The 19771-nt window shown below is 73.1% G+C and carries 17 protein-coding genes and 1 tRNA gene; 3 read left to right on the plus strand and 15 right to left on the minus strand.

What is annotated here, in order from left to right; genetic code table 11:
- Positions 1–119: 119 nt before the first annotated feature.
- Together ACFY04_RS04445 and ACFY04_RS04450 are read right to left on the minus strand one after the other, a co-directional pair.
- Positions 120–1952, minus strand: a complete 1833-nt coding sequence (locus ACFY04_RS04445) for an SPFH domain-containing protein (protein ID WP_389114153.1) — start codon at positions 1950–1952, stop codon at positions 120–122.
- 11 nt (positions 1953–1963) lie between these two features.
- On the minus strand, positions 1964–3331 hold the full coding sequence (locus ACFY04_RS04450) for a peptidoglycan-binding protein (protein ID WP_389114285.1): 1368 nt from the start codon (positions 3329–3331) through the stop codon (positions 1964–1966).
- Positions 3332–3555: 224 nt separating this feature from the next.
- Here ACFY04_RS04450 and ACFY04_RS04455 point away from each other — a divergent pair.
- Positions 3556–3629, plus strand: a tRNA-Lys gene (locus ACFY04_RS04455).
- A 70-nt stretch (positions 3630–3699) separates the two neighbouring features.
- Here the strand turns inward: ACFY04_RS04455 and ACFY04_RS04460 are convergent.
- From ACFY04_RS04460 to ACFY04_RS04520, 13 genes are all read right to left on the minus strand, one after another.
- Positions 3700–4368 carry a class F sortase gene (locus ACFY04_RS04460; protein ID WP_389114154.1) on the minus strand — a complete coding sequence of 223 codons (669 nt, stop codon included), beginning with the start codon at positions 4366–4368 and terminating at the stop codon, positions 3700–3702.
- Positions 4369–4423: 55 nt separating this feature from the next.
- On the minus strand, positions 4424–5017 hold the full coding sequence (locus ACFY04_RS04465) for a hypothetical protein (RefSeq protein WP_389114155.1): 594 nt from the start codon (positions 5015–5017) through the stop codon (positions 4424–4426).
- A 165-nt stretch (positions 5018–5182) separates the two neighbouring features.
- Positions 5183–5962: an HAD-IIA family hydrolase gene (locus ACFY04_RS04470; RefSeq protein WP_030016791.1), complete on the minus strand. Its 780-nt coding sequence runs from the start codon at positions 5960–5962 to the stop codon at positions 5183–5185.
- Between the two features lie 141 nt (positions 5963–6103).
- The gene (locus ACFY04_RS04475) at positions 6104–7633 is read right to left on the minus strand and encodes an alkaline phosphatase family protein (RefSeq protein WP_389114156.1); all 1530 of its coding nucleotides are present in this window, start codon (positions 7631–7633) and stop codon (positions 6104–6106) included.
- A gap of 197 nt (positions 7634–7830) precedes the next feature.
- Positions 7831–8907: a 2-aminoethylphosphonate ABC transporter substrate-binding protein gene (locus ACFY04_RS04480; RefSeq protein WP_389114157.1), complete on the minus strand. Its 1077-nt coding sequence runs from the start codon at positions 8905–8907 to the stop codon at positions 7831–7833.
- A gap of 91 nt (positions 8908–8998) precedes the next feature.
- A complete protein-coding gene (locus tag ACFY04_RS04485; RefSeq protein WP_389114158.1) occupies positions 8999–9796 on the minus strand; it encodes an ABC transporter permease in 798 nt (265 codons plus the stop codon).
- On the minus strand, positions 9783–10739 hold the full coding sequence (locus tag ACFY04_RS04490; protein WP_389114159.1) for a 2-aminoethylphosphonate ABC transporter permease subunit: 957 nt from the start codon (positions 10737–10739) through the stop codon (positions 9783–9785). The genes ACFY04_RS04485 and ACFY04_RS04490 overlap by 14 nt, the downstream gene beginning before the upstream one ends.
- Positions 10732–11781 (minus strand): ABC transporter ATP-binding protein, encoded by a 1050-nt coding sequence (locus tag ACFY04_RS04495; protein ID WP_389114160.1) that lies wholly within the window; start codon positions 11779–11781, stop codon positions 10732–10734. Before ACFY04_RS04495 ends, ACFY04_RS04490 begins: the two co-directional genes overlap by 8 nt.
- On the minus strand, positions 11778–12509 hold the full coding sequence (locus tag ACFY04_RS04500) for a phosphonatase-like hydrolase (protein WP_389114161.1): 732 nt from the start codon (positions 12507–12509) through the stop codon (positions 11778–11780). The genes ACFY04_RS04495 and ACFY04_RS04500 overlap by 4 nt, the downstream gene beginning before the upstream one ends.
- A gap of 5 nt (positions 12510–12514) precedes the next feature.
- A complete protein-coding gene (locus tag ACFY04_RS04505; RefSeq protein ID WP_389114162.1) occupies positions 12515–13738 on the minus strand; it encodes a TIGR03364 family FAD-dependent oxidoreductase in 1224 nt (407 codons plus the stop codon).
- 148 nt (positions 13739–13886) lie between these two features.
- A complete protein-coding gene (locus ACFY04_RS04510) occupies positions 13887–14651 on the minus strand; it encodes a GntR family transcriptional regulator (RefSeq protein WP_389114163.1) in 765 nt (254 codons plus the stop codon).
- A gap of 245 nt (positions 14652–14896) precedes the next feature.
- Complete coding sequence (locus tag ACFY04_RS04515) at positions 14897–15640, minus strand: hypothetical protein (protein ID WP_389114164.1); 744 nt, start codon at positions 15638–15640, stop codon at positions 14897–14899.
- Positions 15641–15911: 271 nt separating this feature from the next.
- Positions 15912–17105, minus strand: coding sequence for an ROK family protein (locus tag ACFY04_RS04520; RefSeq protein WP_389114165.1), 1194 nt, complete (start codon positions 17103–17105; stop codon positions 15912–15914).
- Positions 17106–17161: 56 nt separating this feature from the next.
- Between ACFY04_RS04520 and ACFY04_RS04525 the strand changes: the two genes are divergently transcribed.
- The gene (locus ACFY04_RS04525) at positions 17162–18265 is read left to right on the plus strand and encodes a Gfo/Idh/MocA family oxidoreductase (RefSeq protein ID WP_389114166.1); all 1104 of its coding nucleotides are present in this window, start codon (positions 17162–17164) and stop codon (positions 18263–18265) included.
- 94 nt (positions 18266–18359) lie between these two features.
- Positions 18360–19625 (plus strand): ALF repeat-containing protein, encoded by a 1266-nt coding sequence (locus tag ACFY04_RS04530; RefSeq protein ID WP_389114167.1) that lies wholly within the window; start codon positions 18360–18362, stop codon positions 19623–19625.
- Positions 19626–19771: the final 146 nt, after the last annotated feature.

Below are 19771 nucleotides of genomic sequence, written 5' to 3' on the forward strand. Positions count from 1 at the left end.
ATTGACGAGAGTTGGCCATGTCCATACCAATGGGAAAACGGGTGGTCCGGTAACTTCCGGCCACCCGCTCCCGTACCGCTGAACTCTGCTGAACTCTCCTGAACTCCCCCTGTCGCCCGTTACTCGGAGCGGCCCGTGTAGAAGGCGACCGTGAGGTCCTTCACCAGCGCCTTGCGCTCGTAGTCGTCGAGCTCGACCAGCCCGCGCGAGGTCAGCCGGTGGACGGTGTCGTCGACGGCGTCCACGACCGAGGTCAGCACGGTGTCCCGGTGCTTGGCGTCGATCGCCGCGACGCGGCGGCGGCGCATGGCCTCGGCCACCTCGGCCGCGTACTCGATCCGGGTCGGCTGGGCCGAGAACACCTCGATCCCGACCGCCTCGGTCTCGGCCGCCAGCATCCGGGTCAGCGCGTCACCGACGGCCTCGGCGTCGCGCAGGGTCGGGGCGTCCTCGTGGAAGGCGTCGGCGGGCAGCTGCGACAGCACGCGGGCCATCGCCGATTCGACCTGCTCGGCGAGGTACTCCGTGTGGTCCTCGACGGCGAGGGTGGCGCGCGCGGTGTCCCTGACCTGCCAGACGACCTGGACGACGACCTGGAGGGCGAGGCCGCCCGAGTCCACGGCGGGCATCGGGTCGCTGCGCCAGTGGCGCAGGCGGACGTCGACCCGGCGGCGCAGGAGCAGGGGACTCACCCAGGTCAGGCCGGTACGCCGGACCGTGCCGCGGTAGCGGCCGAAGAGGGTGAGCACCCAGGCGTGGCCGGTGCGGGCCCGGCCGAGTCCGCCGAGCGACACGAGGGCGACGATCCCGAGGAAGGCGAGCGGCGGCCAGTGGGTCGCGCGCAGGCCGTGGTAGGCGCGGGGGGTCGCGCCGAAGGCGGCCACGAAGGCGGCGGGGACGACCCCGGCCCGCCAGAGCACGGCCGTGCAGCCGGCGAGGGCGAGCCCGCCGACGGCCACGCCGACCCAGCCGGGCAGCACCGGGCCGCGGTGCTCCCGGAGCCGGTCGTCGCCACGGGGGACCCGGCGGCCGGGGGCGGGGCGCAGGGCACGGGCGGCGGATGCGGTGGGCGCGGGTGCGGGTGCGGGTACCGCCGGGAGCTGCTGCGTAGCGCGGAACGGGAGGTGCACCGGCACCTCGGTGACCGAGGTGCCCCGGTGGGCTCCGGGGCGCGGGAGGTCCGGCGCGGCGCCGCCCTCGTCCAGGCCGCGGGCCACCGCCTGGGCGACGATCTCGACGGATCCGGGTCCGGGCCCGGGGATGCCGGAGTGCGGCGGCGCCGCCGCGTCCATGGGTTCGGGAGCGGTGACGGGCTCGGGCTCGGGCGCGCGCTTGGCCTCGGCCTCGGCCGGCGCTTCGGGCACGGCTTCGACTTCCGCTTCCGCTTCCGCTTCGAGTGCGGCTACGGGCTCGAATTCGGCCGCGGCTTCGGCTTGGGTGTCGGCCTCGGCTTCGGCCTGGGCTTCGGCCTGGGCAGTCCGCAGGCGCAGGGTGGCCACCCCGGCGGGAGCCTCCGCGTCCTGCGGGTGCGGGATGGCCGCGGCGCCCTGGTCCGCCTCGTCGTACGGATGGGCCCGGGCCGCCGGCACCTCCCACCCGTGCGGCAGCTCGGGAGCCGGGCGGGCGGCCCGCGCCGCGGCCCAGCCGAACGAGGTCTCGGCGGCGAGGGCGTGCTCCGGCGCGGCGGGGCTGCCGACCAGGGCGGGCGGCGGGCTCGGCGGGGCGGCCTCGCGCGGCGCCGCGACGGCGACGGCCGCGCGCACCGGCTCCGGCAGGGGCACCGGCTCCGCGGCCCACACCGGGTGGGCTGCCGGCAGGACTGCGGGGGCAGGCGCGGGCGCGGGGGCAGGGGAAGGGGCAGGGGCGGGATCCGCAGCCCGGACCGCCACCGGGGCGGCCAGCGGCGGCACTCGGAGGGTGCCCGTCGTCGAGGTGGTGCGCGTGGGGAACATCGTTACCTCCGTCATGCGAACAGCCGGCGCCAGGTTTCCGGGCCCGGGTAGCCGTTGGCCGATGCGCCGGTCCAGCCCTGCGCACGCTGGAAGGCCTCGACGTTGCGGCGGTCGGCCTCGCTCCAGCGCAGGCCCGGACCGGTTGTGTAGTACTTGCCGAAGCCCTTCTTCACCAGCTGACGGCCGAGGGCCCTGATGGCCTCGTGCGACCGGCCCGGGCGGAACACCGCGGCGCCCGGGTAGGCCCGTACCCCGCCCGGCCCCGGCGCGCCCGCCACCGTCGGCGGGATGTTCTTGCCCTGCTTCTCGACCAGCAGCTTCCAGGTGTGGGTGCCCGGAATGCCGTCGGCGTCCGCGCCCGTCCAGCCCTGTGCGCGCTGGAAGGCCGCGGTGGCGAGCTTGTCGTGGTCGCTCCACGTCCGGTCGGCCACGCCCTTGGGGTAGAACCGGTACGCGCCGCGGTCGATCAGCATCCGGCCGAGCTGGGCCACGTAGTCGTTGGTGACGCCGGGGCCGAACTTGTCCGCGCCCGGGAAGACCGTCGCGTCCCCCGGCTTGGCGCCCGCCGGCGGCTGGGCGCCCGGAGCGGCCGGAGCGTCCGGGACGTCCGGAGCCTCCGGCAGGATGCCGGCCGGCACCCCGTTGAACCGGTACGGGACGTACTTCGTCGGGTTGCTCCAGTACCCGTAGGGCGTGGCCAGCTTCCGCGTGTTCGGGCGCGTCTGCTCGTAGGCGACGTAGTGCGTGTGCGTCGAGTCGACCCAGCCGCCGAAGATGACCACGTGCGAGCCGTTGTTGGGGTCCGCCGGGTTGTGGAAGAGGAGCATGTCCCCCGGCAGCAGCTCATCCTGTGTGATCTTGGTGGCGAACTTGTCGAGGCTGCCGGTCCATTCGTTCGACCCGAGGTTCCAGACCATGGAGACGTAGCCCGAGCAGTCCTGCCGGTACCCGTCCATCCAGTACTCGGACATGCTGTACGGGACCTGCGCGTCCAGCCACAGCTTCGCCCGGTTGATGATCGTCGCGCGGTCGATCCGCCGCACCGCGCCGGGCCTGGCCGGAGCGCCGGGCTTCCCCACCGGCCCGCCCTGCGGGCCGTGCAGCGGGGTCCGGCCGCCCTGCGGGGAGCCCGGGTCGTCCAGGGCCACCGACCCCGGGGCCGGGGTGGTCACGGCCGCCGCGGTCGTACTGCTGCCGCCCAGGACCACTCCCGCGGCGGTGGCCAGCACCAGCGCCCGGCGGGCGCCGCGTGCGGCCGGGTGCCCCCCGTCCCGGAGCGGTATGGCCCGCGCGCGGGCGAGGGCGCGGCGGCGCTGGGCACAGCCCCGGCACACGCAGTCGCCCGCGGGCTCGTACTCCTCGAAACCGGGCATCGGCATCTGCACATGCGTCGGAGGCTGCATCGTCATGCGGTTCCGTCCACTCCCCTGCTCGTCCACTCGTCCACCGGTCGGCCGGAGCCACAGCTGATGAAGCATCAGATGCGGCACGCGCAGACATATGGTGCACGATAAACCCCTCAAACATGGGCTAATCGGACAAGGTGGGCGTGGCCTGGTCACGGGCACCCCCGGAGGTGGGGTAGAGTTTTCTCTGTCACCAAGCGCCGCTAGCTCAGTTGGTTAGAGCAGCTGACTCTTAATCAGCGGGTCCGGGGTTCGAGTCCCTGGCGGCGCACAGACGGAAGAAGCCCCTCACAGCGAAAGCTGCGAGGGGCTTCTTCGTTTCCCGCCTGCGGCGCGGCCGCTCAGGCCGCGGTACCCGGCGCGCCCGGGCGGGCTCCCACGCCCGTCAGGTAGGCGGAGACCACCACGTTCGCCGTGTACTCCTTGGCCGCCTTGTCGTACGAGCCCCCACAGGTCACCAGCCTCAGCTCGGCGCGGCCCCGGACCCGCTGGCCGTAGGCCTTGTGCGCGTCGAAGACCGCGCGCTCGTAGACCCGTACGTCCTCGACCGTGAACTCGGCGACCGAGCCGTCCGTCCGCACCACCCGCACCTTGTCGCCCGGCTGCGCGGAGCTCAGGCCGTAGAACACCGCCGGCTTGGACCGGGTGTCCACGTGCCCCACCATCAGCGCCGTCCCGGCCGTCCCCGGCTGGGTGCCCCGGCCCCACCAGCCCACCGTGCCCGGCCGGTCGTACGGGGGCGGCTCGATCGCCCCGTCCTTGTCCAGGTCCCGGGAGATCACCGGGGCCTGGATGCCTATGGACGGCACGTCGACGCGCTGGGGCGGGGCCGCGGCGAGCGGGGCGTGCGCGGCCGGCAGCCCCGGACCCACCGTCCCGCCGGCCTGACCGGCGGGCGGGGCCGGCGCCACGGTGAGCTGGTGGCCCCACAGCCACAGGCCGAGCACCAGCACCGCCCAGGCGGCGAAGGTCAGCAGCCGGCCGCCGGCGGAGGCCTTGTCCTCACTCACCGGCACTCACCGGCACTCACCGGCACGCACCGGCCCTCACCGGCACGCACCGGCCTCACTCCCCGCGGCGGCGGCGCAGGGCCAGCGCCCGGCCCGCGACGGCCAGGGTGGCGACCGCGGCGAGGACGGCGCCGATCACCGTGTGCGGCAGCCCCGGTCCGTCGGCGCCGTGGGCCTTCTTGGCCGACTCCGCCGCGAGTTCGGCGGACATGCCGCCGCCGCCCGCGTGCACCGGCCAGACGGGTGTGGCGTGGTGGGACGGGCGGTACGCGGAGATCTGGACGGAACCGCTGACCTTGTCGTGGCCGTCGCACGTCACCCGGACGGAGTGCCAGCCCGGCGAGGCGTGCGAGCTGATCATCGCGTCGCCGTAGAGCGGGCTGCGGCCGCCGTCCCGGCCGTACAGGTCGACGTCCGACACGAAGACGGCGGACTTGGCGGCTCCGCGGGTGCCGTCACAGCCCTGGACGCGCAGCTTGACCTGCGCTCCGGGGTGAGCCGGGTTCGGGTCGACCGTGACGCTGCCGCGGTCTCCGCGGTCACTGCGGTCCTCCTCGCCCGCGAGGGCGATCGGCGCGGTCACCGCCGAGAATGCCGCCAGGGCGACGGCCATCGCGGTGGTGCGGACAGCGATCGGAACACTGCGCATGGTGAACCTCCTCGACAAGGAGATTCACGCGCGGCGCGCCGCCGCGCATCCGGAGCGGCGCCGTACGTGTCGGCCGTACGCCCCAAACGCGGTACGCCCGTTCGGCCGTAGGCGGGTACGCGGCATGCGCGTGCGCGGTGCGCGGTGCGCGGTACGGCGTACGCGTCAGACCAGGTCGACCAGGTCCGCGATCGAGGCGACCGTCTTGGTCGGGCGGAACGGGAACTTCTCGGTGTCCTGCTCGGTGGTCAGGCCGGTGAGGACGAGGAAGGTCTGCATGCCCGCCTCCAGACCGGCCAGCACGTCGGTGTCCATCCGGTCGCCGATCATCGCACTGGTCTCCGAGTGCGCGCCGATGGCGTTCAGGCCGGTACGCATCATCAGCGGGTTCGGCTTGCCGGCGAAGTACGGCTTCTTGCCGGTCGCCTTGGTGATCAGCGCGGCGACGGCGCCGGTGGCCGGGAGCGGGCCCTCGGTGGAGGGGCCGGTCTCGTCGGGGTTGGTGCAGATGAAGCGCGCACCCGCGTTGATCAGGCGGACCGCCTTGGTCATCGCCTCGAAGCTGTACGTCCGGGTCTCGCCCAGGACCACGTAGTCGGGCTCGTGGTCGGTCAGGATGTAGCCGATGTCGTGGAGGGCGGTGGTCAGGCCGGCCTCGCCGATGACGTACGCCGTGCCGCCCGGACGCTGGTCGTCGAGGAACTTCGCGGTGGCCAGCGCCGAGGTCCAGATGTTCTCGACGGGGACCTGCAGCCCCATGCGGCTCAGGCGGGCCTGGAGGTCGCGGGGGGTGTAGATCGAGTTGTTGGTCAGCACCAGGAAGGGCTTGCCGGACTCGCGCAGCCGCTTGATGAAGGCATCGGCGCCGGGGATCGGGGTGCCCTCGTGGATGAGGACCCCGTCCATGTCGGTGAGCCAGGATTCGATCGGCTTGCGCTCTGCCACTGGATTGTTCTCCGCTCTCGGTGACCTGCGAACTCTGGTCTGTACCACCCTATCGGGGCCGGGCTGTGGACGTCCTTGCCGTCCACAGCCCGGACCCGGACCGCGGGGCGGGGCGATCAGTCCAGGAGACCGCCCAGGAAATCAGCCCAGGCGGACGTTGTCGACGGTCCAGAACCAGTTGTTGTTGCCGCTGTAGCGGAAGCGGACCTGGACGTCGGTGGCGCCTGCAGGGACCTGGAGGGCGAGGGACTCGGACTTGGCGAGGGCGTCGGCGGTGTAGGTCTTCACCACGGCCGGGGCGGCGCCGTTGTAGGAGACCAGGACCTGGGCGGTCTGGCCGGCCTCGTGGCGGTAGTGCGTCTGGAAGGTCAGATTCCGCGTGCTGCCGCCGCTGACCGCCCACTTGGGGGTGACGAGGGTGGAGTCGAAGGTGCCGGTGTGGCTCTTGTCGTCCCACTCGTCGGAGTCGGCGACGGCGAAGACGTCACGGGAGCGGACGTTCAGCTCGCGCCACTGGTCGCGCTGCGACTGGCTCCAGAACTCGTCGGTCGCGAAGGCCCAGCCGGCCCACTCGGTGACACCGCCCGTGCCCATCCTGGAGTTGTCGACGGACCAGCCGGCGGGCGGGGTGTGCGTGAAGCCCTTCACCCCGGCCGGGATGCCCGTCTCGTCCACCCGGGCCTGGAGGTTCGGGCGCAGGGTGTCGAAGGGGTCGTCGTCCGGGGCGTTCAGCGGGACGCCGTCGAGGCCGGAGCCGCTGACGCCGACCTGGGCGAGCGCGATGGCGGCGACGTCGGCCAGCTTCACGTCGGCGCGTACGGAGCCGGCCGGGATGCCCGCGCCCTTGGCGATGACGAAGGTGCCGCGCTCCTGGATGGTCGAGCCGCCGTGGCCGCCGGAGTCGGTGTGGCCGTGGTCGGTGGTGACCAGGATCTTCCAGTTCTCCTGGGCGTACGTCGGGCGGTTCTTGACGGCGGTGAGCAGCTGGCCGACCAGGGTGTCGACGCGGGCGACGGTGTCGAGGTACTGCTGGCTGGCCGCGCCGTAGGAGTGGCCGGCCGCGTCGATCTCGCCGAGGTAGACGAAGGCGGCGTCCGGGTTCTGGTCGCGCAGTTCGGCGGCGGCGGCCGCGGCGACCTTCGGATCCTCGGTGCGGTAGCCGTCCCGGTCACCCTTGAGGGAGAGGCGCTTGTCGACCTTCGGGGAGAAGATCGGGCCGTTCTGGTCGGTGGAGGTGATGGGCTCCCAGTCGGCGGCCGCGTACGTGTTGAGCGCCGGCTTGGCGTTCTCGATGCGGGTCAGGAAGTCCGGGTAGGCGGCGTAGTTCTTGCCGGTGAAGGAGTTGTCCTTCACGCCGTGCTTGTCGGGCCAGACCCCGGTGGCGATGGTGGACCAGCCGGGGCCCGAGGAGGTGGCGGCCATCGGGCTCGCGTAGAGGGTGCTGCGGGCGGTCAGGCCCTGGGCCATCAGGCCGTTCAGGTGAGGCGCGTTGGCGGCCTTGACGCGGTCCAGGACCGCGCCGTCGATGCCGATGACGAGGACCTTGTCGGTGTTGGCCGCCGCGCCGGCGGCGCCGGCGGGGGTGGCGGGGGTGGCCGCGACGACGGCGATCAGGGCGGAGGTGACGGCGGTCGCGGCGATGGCACGACGTCTGGGCAGGACAGGGGACACGTACTCCTCCTGGGAGCAAGTGAGCGGCGAAAGGAGCGGGGGAGATTCGACCTTCGGCGTGCGTTCCGGTGTGCGTTCCGGTGTGCGTTCCGGTATGTGTCGGTGTGCGCCGGGTCCGGACCGAAGGTGCGGTCTTCGGTCCAGACCCGTTATATAAAGGTCACTCTGCCGGTCGGGGGTGGCCAGGAAGTAACCGGTCAGCTTCCGGTTGCCGACTTCCACGCGTCGACGTAGCCGGTGAGGTTCTTGTCGATGTCGGCCCAGTTCGGCTCGAAGATCTCCACGCCCGTCATGAGCTTGGTGAGTTCCACGGCGTTGGCGTCGGTCGGCTTGACGTCGGTGCGCGCCGGGAAGCCGCCGCCGACTCCGCTGACCAGCTGCTGGGCCTCCTCGCTGAGCAGGAAGTCGAGGAGCTTCTTGCCGTTCTCGGTGTGCGGGGCCTTGTCGACCAGGCCGGCCGCGTACGGCAGGGCGAAGCTGGTGGGCTTGCCGCCCTCCTTCGCCGGAAACCAGATGCCCAGGTTCGGCATGGACTTGGACTGCGCGAAGTTCATCTGGACGTCGCCGTTGGCCACGAGCAGCTCGCCCTTGTCGGTCTTGGGCGCCAGCTTGCTGGTGGAGGAGGACGGGCCGACGTTGTTGGCCTGGAGCTTCTTCAGGTACTCCATCGCCGGCTCCTGGCCGCCGAAGTCGTGCATCGACTTGATGAGCACGGCGGTGCCGTCGCCCGCGACACCCGGGGTGGAGTACTGCAGCTTGCCCTTGTACTTGGCGTCCAGCAGCTCCTCCCAGGTCTTGGGGGCCTCGGCGAGCTCCTTCTTGTTGTAGACGAAGCCGAAGTAGTTCTTGACGACCGAGGTCCACTTGCCGTCGGCGGCCTTGTCCGCGCCGTTGACCTTCTCGGAGCCCTGCGGCTTGTAGGGCTGGAGCAGGCCCTTGCCGTCGGCCTGCTGGATGAAGGGCGGCAGGGTGATCAGTACGTCGGCCTGGGTGTTGGTCTTCTCGCGGACGGCGCGCTGCACCATCTCGCCGGAGCCGCCCTCGACGTACTTGACCTCGATGCCGGTCTTCTTGGTGAAGTCGGCGAAGACCTTGTCGTACCAGCCGTCGCCCTTCTCGCTCTTGAGGCCGTCGGCGCTGTAGACGGTGACGACCTTCTCGCCGCCCTCGGAGTCGGCGGCGGAGGAGCCGCCGCCGCAGGCGGTGAGGGAGGAGGCGAGGGCGAGGCCGCCGGTGACGACGGTGGCGGTGCGGAGGAGTCTCTTGCCGGTCATGGAACTTCCTTACGGGGAAAGGGAGTCGGAGAAGGAGTCGGACGGGGAGGGTGGTTCAGGTGGATCAGGTGGATCAGGTGGTTCAGGTGGTTCAGCGGTAGGAGGCCCTGGTGCGGACGCGGGAGACGGCCAGGAGGACCAGCAGGGTGGTGGCCATCAGGACCACGGCGACGGCGGAGCCGCCGTAGAGCGAACCGCGGTCGGTGGCGGTGAAGATGCGGACCGGGAGGGGCATCCAGTCCGGCGGGTAGAGCATCATCGTGGCGCTCAGCTCGCCCATGGACAGGGCGAAGCAGAGACCGGCCGCGGCCGTGAGGGACGGCAGCAGGAGAGGGAGTCTGACCCGCCACAGGACGTACGCGGGACGGGCGCCCAGGGAGGCGGCCGCCTGCTCGTACGCGGGGTCGAGCCGTACGATCGCCGCCGAGACCGACTGGTGGGCGAACGCCGTGACAAGGATCGTGTGCGCCAGGATGACGATCGAGCTGGTGCCGTTCAGCAGGACCGGGGGCCGGCTGAAGGCGACGAGCACGGCGAGGCCGACGACCACGGACGGCACGGCGACGGGCAGCATGAACAGCGCGTCCAGGATTCGCTTCGCCCGCTTCCTCAGCGTGGCGGCGGCCAGCGCGGCCCAGGTGCCGACGGCGAGCGCGAGGAGGCTGGCGGCGAGGGCGGTGACCAGGCTGGTGGTCAGGGCCTGGAGGGATTCGCCGCGCACGGCGGCCGCGTAGTTCTCGGTGGTGGGGCCGGAGGGGAAGGCCCCGGACCAGTGGGTGGCGAAGGAGGCCGCGACCACGACGAGCAGGGGCAGGGCGAACAGCGGCAGGAAGAGGAGGCCGAAGAGGCCCCAGGCGGCCCAGCGGCCGCTCTTGCTATGCACCAGCACGCTTGCCCACCACCCGGTAGAGGCCGAACAGGCCGACGGATATCGCGATGTTGACGACGGCGACCACGCAGGCGGCCGCGTAGTCGGACTCGAGGATGGCCTTGCCGTAGATGAGCATCGGGAGGGTCGTGACGTCCTTGGCGCCGGTGAACAGGACGATCCCGAACTCGTTCAGGCACATGACCAGGACGAGGCTGCCGCCCGCGGCGAGGGCCGGGAGGGCCTCGGGCAGGATCACCTGCCGGACGATCCGGGCGGGCCGGGCGCCGAGGCCGGCGGCGACCTCCAGCTGGGCGGTGTCCAGCTGGGAGAAGGCGGCGAGCAGCGGGCGCATCACGAAGGGCGTGAAGTACGTGATCTCCGCGAGCAGGACGCCCCAGGGGGTGGTGAGGAAGTGGAAGGGCCCCTCGGCGGCGCCGGTGAGGTCGGTGACGAGGCCGTTGGCCATGCCGACCGTTCCGTAGACGAAGAGGAGGGCGAGGGTGATGAGGAAGGAGGGGAAGGAGAGGAAGACATCGATGAACTTGGCGACGGCGCGGGCCCCGGGGAAGGGCACGAAGGCGATGATCAGCGCGAGTGTGAAGCCGAGTACGAGGCAGCCGGCTGTCGCACCGACGGCCAGCCAGACGGTGGTCCCGAGGGCCTCGCGGAAGCTCTGCGAGGCGAAGACGGAGGCGTACGCGTCGAAGGCACCGCCACCGTCCTCGGGGCTGAGCGACTGCTGGACGACCAGCGCGAGCGGATACAGGAACACGAGCGCGAGCACGGCGACGGGCGGCAGGACCCATACGCCGCGCGGCACCCTCAGACCCCCTTGCCCCACCGGGGAACCTTCCAGCCCCGCCGGGGACCCATCCCGCCTCGCCGGCGTTTGAGGCGCGGGGTCCGGGGCGGAGCCCCGGTCCTGAGCCGGCACGGCCGCCCGCCGCGTGGCCTCAGCCATCCGACACCCCAGCGGCCAGCAGCACGGCGTCCCGCGGCTCGAAGTGCAGCGTGACCCGGTCCCCCAGCGCGGGCGTCTCCCGCAGCTCGGGGAGGTCCGCCTTCACGCGGTGGCCGCCGACGTCCACGTACAGCCGGTGCGTCGAGCCGCGCCACTGGACCTCGGCGATGGTGCCGCTCAGCGCGTTGGGTCCGGTGCCGAGGCCGAGCAGGTGCGGCCGTACGCACAGGGTCGCCGTCGAGCCCGGCGCCGCGCGCCCGCGGTCGAGGGTCAGCGTCCGGCCCTCGAAGACCGCGCCGCTCTCGGCGACCGTCACCGGCAGCAGGTTCGCGTTGCCGACGAACGAGGCGGTGAACTCGGTGCGCGGGGCCCGGTACAGCTCCTGCGGGGTCCCGCAGTCCCGCAGCCGGGCCTGGTCCATGACGGCGATCCGGTCGGCCAGCGTGAGCGCCTCCACCTGGTCGTGGGTGACGTACAGAATCGATACGCCGGGCAGTTCGCGGTGCAGCCGGGCCAGCTCGGTGAGCATCCCGGAGCGCAGCTGCGCGTCGAGTGCGGACAGCGGTTCGTCGAGCAGGAGCACCCCGGGGCGGATGGCGAGGGCGCGGGCGATGGCCACGCGCTGCTGCTGGCCGCCGGAGAGCTCGCGGGGGTGGCGCCGCGCGTAGGCGGCCATGCCGGTGAGTTCGAGGGCCTCGGCGACCCGGCCGGGGATCTCGGCCCTGGGGGCCTTCTGGGCCTTGAGGCCGAAGGCGACGTTGTCCTCGACCCGCATGTGCGGGAAGAGCGCGTACTGCTGGACGACCATGCCGATGCCGCGCTTGTGGGGCGGGAGCGCGGTGACGTCCCGGCCCCCGATCAGTACCCGGCCCGCGACGGGCCGTACGAAACCGGCGACGGCGCGCAGGGCCGTGGTCTTGCCGGAACCGGAGGGGCCGAGCAGGGCCATCACCTCGCCGGGTTCGACGGTCAGGTCGAGGGAGTCCAGGACGGTGTTGCCGCCGTAGGCGACGCTGACCCCGTCGAAACGGATACCGCTCACGGCGACTCCACGAGCGGGGTGGGGAGGGCGAGGAGGTCGGGGAGTTCGGCGACGGAGGCCAGGACGTGGGTCGCGCCGTTTCGCGTGAGCGCCGCGCGGTCGTGGGCTCCGGTGAGGACGCCCGCCACGGTCCCGGCGCCGGCGCGGCGGCCGCTGAGCATGTCGTAGGCGGTGTCGCCCGCGACCACGACGTCGCGTACGTCGGCCGCGGCGCCGGTGCGCAGGAAAGCGGTCAGCACCATGTCCGGGTACGGGCGGCCGCGGCCGCCCGCGTCGGCGGGGCAGAGGGTGAGGTCGGCGAGGTCCTGCCAGCCGAGGGCGTCGAGGATGGCGTCCTGGGTGACCCGGGCGAAGCCGGTGGTCAGGACGACGGTGCGGCCGTCGGCGCGGAGCTGCTCGATCGCGGCGCGGGCGCCGGGGAGCGGGGTGACGAGACCGCCGTCGACGAGGGTTCCGTAGGCCTCCTCGAAGGCGGAGTTGGCGCGCCGGGCGAGTTCCTCCGTACCGAAGAGGTGGCGGAAGACCGAGATCTTGGACTCGCCCATGGTGTCGAGGACGTACCGGAGCTTCTCGGCGTGGTCGGGGGTGCCGGGCTCGACACCGAGGCGCTCGGCGGCCCGCTCGAAGGCGCGCTCGACGAGGCCGCCGTCGGCGACGGTGGTGCCGGCCATGTCGAGGACGACCAACTTGCGCCGGGTGACGTCGGTTTCGTGCGTGATATCGCTCATCTGACTTACCAGCCCAGTTCGTTCGCGGTGGTCTCGGCTATGGCGGGCGAGCAGGTCATGCCGCGCCCGCCGGGTCCGGTCACCAGCCAGACGCCGTCGGCCACCTGCTGGCGGTGGACGACGCGGGTGGTGTCGGTGCACTGCGCGTACACGCCCGCCCAGCGGTGGCGGATCCTCGGCAGCGGGCGGCCGAGGAAGGATTCGGCCACGGCGGCGACGTGCTCGTAGGGGTCTTCGAGGGTGTCGAAGGCGAAGGGGTGCTCGTACTCGTGGGTGTCGCCGATGGTCAGTCCGCCGTCTCGGCGCTGGACCATCAGCAGTTGCATCTTGTGCTCGGCGGCGATCGGCGCCTGCGCCTGTTCGGCGTTGAGGGTGTCGAGCGCGGGGGACTTGTAGGCGGGGTAGTAGCGGAAGCTGTCGGCGTCCGCGACCGAGGTGGTCAGCGGCTCGCCGAGCGGGTCGGTCTGCATCATCTGGAGGCGGACGCGGCGCACGGGCAGGTCGGGAACCAGTTCGCGGACCAGGCCGGACAGCCAGGCGCCGGTGGCCAGGACCACCGTGTCGGCGCGGTGGACGTCGCCGTGGTCGTCGCGGACGGCTGCGGTGCCGGACCCGAGGCCGGCTCCGGGTCCTGCTCCGAAGCCACCTCCGAGGCCAACTCCGGGTCCGCCTCCGAGGCCGCCTCCGGGTCCGGACCCGAGGCCGGCCACCTCGCGGACCTCGCGGTCGGCGAGGAAGGTGTAGCGGCCGGCGGCGCGGGTGCGCAGGGCCTCCCGGAGGTGGAGCTGCGCGGTGCGCGGCTCGACGGCCGCGTCCCGCTCGCACCACAGTGCGGCCTCGAACGCGCCGCGCAGGGCCGGGTTGATCTCCCGTGCCTCGGCCGCAGTGAGCAGCTTGTAGCCGCGGGCGGCGGCATCCGGGCGGGCCAGGGCCGCCTCGGCGACCGCGAGTTCGCGGGGGGTGCGGACGGGAGTGAGGGAGCCGTTGGCGCGGAAGCCCAGGCCGGGCACCTCCGCGCCTATGCGTTCCCAGAGCTCGCGGGCCCGCAGGGCGGTGTCGAGCTCTTCTCCCCCGGCCCGTCCGCTGACCCAGATCTGGCCGAAATTACGCAGGGACGCGCCGCGGGCCTCCGCTTCTCGCTCGATCTGGACGACCTCGTGGCCGCGTTCGACTGCTTGCCAGGCGTGCATGGTGCCGACCACGCCGCCTCCGACGACTATGACTCTCACGCCGCCAACGGTGGGTCGGGTCCGTGACCCGGGAGGATCGGTCCGGCGACGACCCGGTGAACAGCCCCCGACACTTGGACTAGACCCGTTATCTTTCTGTGATGAAAATGCGTCCCGTTCTGCCCGCTACAGACCGATAGCTCCTGGACTATTCGGCCCGCAGGCGGGTCGTGAAGCTGAACCGGTCACCACGGTAGAGCGAACGCACCCGTTCCAGCGGCCGGCCGTCCTGGTCCCGCGAGAAGCGGTGGATGAGCAGCATGGGAAGAGCGGGCGGGGTGCCGATCAGCAGGGCTTCGCGCGGGGTCGCCAGAACCGTCTCCAGCTTCTCGTCGGCCTCGCCGAAGGAGATGCCGAGGCTGTCGCGGAGGTAGGCGTAGAAGGAGGAGTCCGGCTGGAAGTCGCTGTCCAGGCGAGGGACCCGGGCCACCCGGATGTACGTGCTCTCCAGGCCGACGCGCTCGTCGTCGGCGAGCAGGACCCGCTCCAGGTGCCAGACGGGCTCCCCGGGCTCGGCCCCGATGCCGGGGGCGACGTCGGGCGGACAGGGGAACTGCTCCAGGCCGATGAGATGACGGCCCGGACGGCGGCCCTGGCGGCGCACGCCCTCGGTGTAGCTGGCGAGGGAGAGCGGCTGCTCCAGCTTGGGGCCGGCGACGACGGTCCCGCGGCCGGAGCGGCGCAGCCGGCCCTCCAGCAGCAGCTCGCGCAGGGCTTGGCGGACGGTCTCGCGGGACACCTCGTACCGCTCGGCGAGATCGCGCTCGGTGGGCAGCGCGCCGCCCTCGCCGAGCTCGTCGAGGAGCTCGGCGATGCGGGCCTTGACGGCGTAGTACTTGGGGATGCGGCCGTGCTCGGGAATGCCGGAACGCACGGGTGAGCCGGGGCGGTGCCGCTGGGTCTGTTCTTCCACGGTGGGACTCTATGCGGGGCGCCCGGCGCCGCGAGGTGACGGGGGCGCGGACGGCGCGCGGACGATTCACGGACGAATTCGCGGACGATTCACGGGCGGCTGACGGACGGCGAGCCCTGCGCGGTGCGTTCGAGGCCGCACCGTGGTGCGAGCGGGACGCGGCCGTCCTGCGGACGGTCTGCGGACGGCCTGCGGACGGCCTGCGGACGGTTCAGCGTGCGGCCTGCGGACGGTCTGCGGACGGTTCAGCGTGCGGAACGGCGCAGTCGGCGGGCCCCCAGCAGCAGGCCGCCACCGGTGGCGAGCGCGGCCACGGCACCCGTCCCGTACGCCCACTCGCGCGGGCCTGTGTGGGCGAGGGAGCCCGCCTCGACGGGATCCTCCGGCCCCTCGACCGAGAACCGGTAGCCGCCCGCCTCGCCGATCCAGTCGCCGTCGTCACCCTTGCGCTGGACGAGGGCGGCGTCGGCGACGACCTCGCCGACGGGCGCGTCGGGGGCGAAGGAGAGGCCCACCTTGACGGTCAGGGAGCCGCCGGGGCCGACGGTGAAGCCGGGGAAGGCGTCGCCGCCGTCGAAAATGGCGATGATCTCGTCGCGGTCGCTGCTCTCCAGGCTGACGGGGAAGGTGCCGCCCGGGGCGTCGAACTCCATGCGCAGGTGCGCGGGGCGCAGGACGCGGGCCTTGTCCGTGAAGACGACGATCGGGTGGATGGCCGTGCACTCGGAGTTGGTGGTGTTGGTCAGGTCCAGGTACCAGGTCTGCGGCCCGGCACCGGTGCGGTACACGGCCGGGCCGCCGCGGATCCGCGCCCCGATGGGGAAGGCGGTGCTCTTCCCGTCGCCGCAGGTGGCCTGCGCGCGCGAGGGCAGCGCGGGCGCGGGGCGTCCGCCCCCTGCGCCGATGTCGGCTCCGGCGGTGGGCGCGGTGGTGGCGACCAGCGCGGCGGAGAGGGCTGCGGTGAGGGCAAGGGCTTTGCGCAGTCGCATGGAAGACCTTCGCTGCTCGCCGGACGGGACGATGATCGGACGAGGTGACAATCACCCCGGCACTGCCCGCACCCTGCCACCCCCGCGCGACCCCTCACCGAGAGCCACGCCTGAGTTGTTCCGGTTTACGCCCGAATGGTGGATGAGGTCAAATCCCTCACCGCCGTTCGAGGAGCCGGGGCCCGGCCCCGGGCAACGGCGTGGCGCCGTACCCCTCGCCCCGTACCCCGTACCCCGCACCCCACGCCCTGCACCCCTCACCCCGCCTCACTCACCCCGCACGCCCGAACAACGGCGCCAGCGCCAGCTCCGCCGCCCCCTCCGCCACACCCGCCCCCGCCAGGGCGACCACCGGCCGGGCCGGATCCAGCGCGCGGGCCGCGAGAACGGCCCCGACCCCGGCCACGAAGACCTCCGGTGCCGCCTCCACCACTCGCCCGCCGAGCAGCACACGGTCCACGTCCAGCAGCGCGACCAAGTTGGCCGCACCCTCGCCCAGGATCCGTGCCGCCTCGGAAAGATCACCTCGGGCCACCGCCCCCAGGCACAGCACCTCCACGCAGCCCCGCGCCCCGCACCGGCACGGCGGGCCGTCCAGCAGGAGCACCTGGTGGCCGAACTCCCCCGCCGCCGAGCGGGCACCCCGGTAGACCCCGCCGCCCAGCCACAACCCCGCGCCGAGCCCGGTCCCTACGTGCAGGTACACGCAGGTGCGGGACCCGCCACCGGCATACGGGCCCGCAGCCACGGCCGCAGCGGCATCCGGCCCGGCATCCGCGCCCCGCCCCGTATACGCATCCGGATCCGCATCCTCATCCGGCCAGGCGGCCCAGAGCCACGCCCCGGCGGCCGCGGCCGCACCCGCGTTCGTGTCCTTGTCCAGCAGCACCGGCAGGCCCAGCCGCCCCTCCAGCACCCCCCGCAGCGGGAAGCCCTTCCAGCTCGGGAACCCCGTCACCCGCCCCATCGCCCCGGCCCGGTGATCGAGCGGCCCCGGTGCGGCCACGCCGACGCCCAGGAGCGGCAGCCCGGTCGGATCTCCGACCCTCGCGACCGCCCGTACGACCGCCTCCACCGCCGCCTCCGGGCCGGCCCCGAAGTCCAGCGGGCCACCGCTCTCGGCGACTACGCGGCCCGCCAGGTCCACCCGTACCGCCCGGAGCTCGTCGCGGTCCAGGTGCACGCCGACGGCGTGACGCGCACCCGGCACCAGCCGGAGCAGGGTGCGCGGCTTGCCGCCGGTGGACGCCGCGCGGCCGGCCTCGACGACCAGCCCGTCCGCGCCGAGCCGGGCCGTGATCTTGCTGACGGCCTGCGGGGTGAGCCCCGTACGGGCCGCGAGTTCGGCGCGGCCCAGGCCCGCCGGGCCGGCGCCGCGCAGCAGGTCCAGCAGCAGCGCCTCGTTGTACCCGCGCAGCGCCGGCAGGTTCACCCCGCCACGACTCTCCCCGCTACCCCTGTTCACTCGCCCATTGTCCACCCTCCTTGCACTTTGGCAACACTGTCGCCAAAGTGGTCACCATGAGCACCCCCGCCCCCTCCACCCCCCTCCGCGTCGGCCTCATCGGCTACGGACTCGCCGGCTCCGTCTTCCACGCCCCCCTCGTGGCCGCCACGGACGGGCTCGCCCTCGACACCGTCGTCACCTCCGACCCGGCCCGGCAGGCCCAGGCCCGCGCGGAGTTCGCCGACGTGCACATCGCCGCCACCGCCGCCGAGCTGTGGGACCGGGACCTCGACCTGGTCGTGATCGCCTCCCCCAACCGGACGCACGTCCCGCTCGCCACCACCGCCCTCGAAGCCGGTATCCCGGTGGTCGTGGACAAGCCGCTCGCCGCCACCGCCGCCGAGGCCCGCACGCTCGCCGCCCTCGCGGACCGCAGCGGCACCTTCCTCTCCGTCTTCCAGAACCGCCGCTGGGACAACGACTTCCTCACCGTGCGCCGCCTCGTCGCCGACGGCGAACTCGGCGAGGTCCAGCGCTTCGAGTCCCGTTTCGAGCGCTGGCGCCCGCAGCTGAAGGGCGGCTGGCGCGAGTCGGGCGCCCCGGAGGAGATCGGCGGGCTGCTGTACGACCTCGGCAGTCACGTCGTGGACCAGGCGCTGGTGCTGTTCGGCCCGGCCGTACGGGTCTACGCGGAGGCCGACCTGCGCCGCCCGGGCGCCGAGACCGACGACGACACGTTCATCGCGATCACGCACGCGAACGGGGTCCGCTCCCACCTCTACGTCAGCGCGACCACCGCCCAGCTCGGACCGCGGTTCCGCGTCCTGGGTTCGCGGGCCGGCTACGTGAAGTACGGCCTGGACCCGCAGGAGGGCGCCCTGCGCGAGGGGCTGCGGCCGGACGGGGACCTGCCCTGGGGCGAGGAGCCCCCGCACCTGTGGGGAGTCCTCGGCTCCGGCGAGTCCCCGCTGACCGGCGGCGGGATCCCGGTTCCGACCGAGCAGGGCGACTACCCGGCGTACTACGCGGCGGTGGCGGCCGCGCTGCGCACGGGCGGGCCCGCGCCGGTGACGGCGCACGAGGCCGCGAACTGCCTCGACGTACTGGAGGCGGCCCGCCGGTCGTCAGAGGAGGGCGTGACCGTGGAGATTCCCGCCACAGTGTCTGATTCCGACTGAAAATCGAGGCTTTGGCGGCCGATGATCGTTCTATTCTTCTCGATGATTGAAGATCATTTAAAAGATCATCGACGCCGTGAAGAATGGATGACCTGTGAAGCTGACCCGGATCGCGTCGGTCGCCGCCGCCGCCGCGATGGCCCCGGCCGTCCTGCTCTCCTCCCCCGCCTTCGCCGCCGACGCCGTGTCACCGGCCACGCCGTCGGGACCGACCGCGCCCGACCAGGCGCCCGACGCCCCGAAGGCCGAGACCCCGAAGGCCGACACCGACAAGACCGGTGCCGACCGGACCGGGACCGGCAAGGCCGCGGACGGGAAGTCCGGGGACGACGAGCAGGCGGCGAAGGACCGGGCCGCGATCAAGGCGATCCTGGCCGACCCGGCCAGCGGTCCGGGTGTGCGCGAGGCGGCGCAGAAGGCCCTTGACGGGACCGCCGCGGACATGCGGCGCTTCCTCGAGGTCATCTGGCAGAAGGAGCAGTTCACCGACGACCGGGTCCGGGTCGCCCAGCTCCACAGCACCGGCGGTGTCGCCGTGAAGCGCGAGGCCGAGAAGGCCCTGCGGGCGAACACCCACGCCGCGCTGAAGGAGTTCCTGACGACCGGGCAGCACACGGCCCGGTACGAGGACGACCAGGTGGAGCTGTTCCGGATGCTGAACGGCGCGGGCCGGGGCATCCGCGAGGCCGTCGTGAAGCTGCTGCGCGACGGGACGCCGGAACAGGTGCGCCAGTTCGTCGCGGTGGGCCAGCACTCGGTCCGCGCGAGCGACGACCGCGTCGAGCTCGCGCGGATGCTGCGCGATGCCGGACCGGGCCTGAAGGCGGCCGTCGAGGCGCTCCTCGACGGGCACCCGTCCCACGCCGAGCTGCGGGAGTTCGTGAAGAACACCCAGCACGCGCTGCGCGACACGGACAACGAGGTGCTGATCTCCTCGATGCTGAACGGAACCCCCGGACCGGAGCTGAAGAAGGCCGCCCTCGCCGCGCTCAAGGGGACGGCCACGGACCGCGCCGCGTTCCTGAAGACCGGCCAGCACGAGGCACGGGCGAAGGACAAGGCCGCCGAGGAGTCGGGCACGGGGACCGGCACGGGTACGGGTACAGGAACCGGCACCGGCACCGGCACGACCCAGGTCGTAACGACGGGCACGGGGACGGGTACGAGCACCGGCACCGGCACGAGCACGGGCGGCAGCAACAGCAACCTGACCGTGGCGGGCGGGTCCGGCCGGCTCGCGAGCACGGGCGCCGACGACGCCGAGAACGCCTGGCTCGCGGCCGGCAGCGCCTCCGCGCTCGCCGCGGGCGCCGCCCTGGTGCTCGCCAACCGCCGTCGCCGCATGTCGGCCGAGGGCTGAACATCCCGCACGCACGGGTAAGGGGCGGGGGGGGCCCGGGGGGGCCCCCCCCCGCCAAGTCCCCGGCCCCGGCCCCGGGCGGCGGCCCGCCCCGGAACACCACGCGGGGTCCCCCCCGCCCCCCGAGCACCACCACCACCCCCCCA

The organism is Streptomyces sp. NPDC001549 (assembly GCF_042894025.1).
In the GTDB taxonomy this organism is placed as follows: domain Bacteria; phylum Actinomycetota; class Actinomycetes; order Streptomycetales; family Streptomycetaceae; genus Streptomyces; species Streptomyces kutzneri.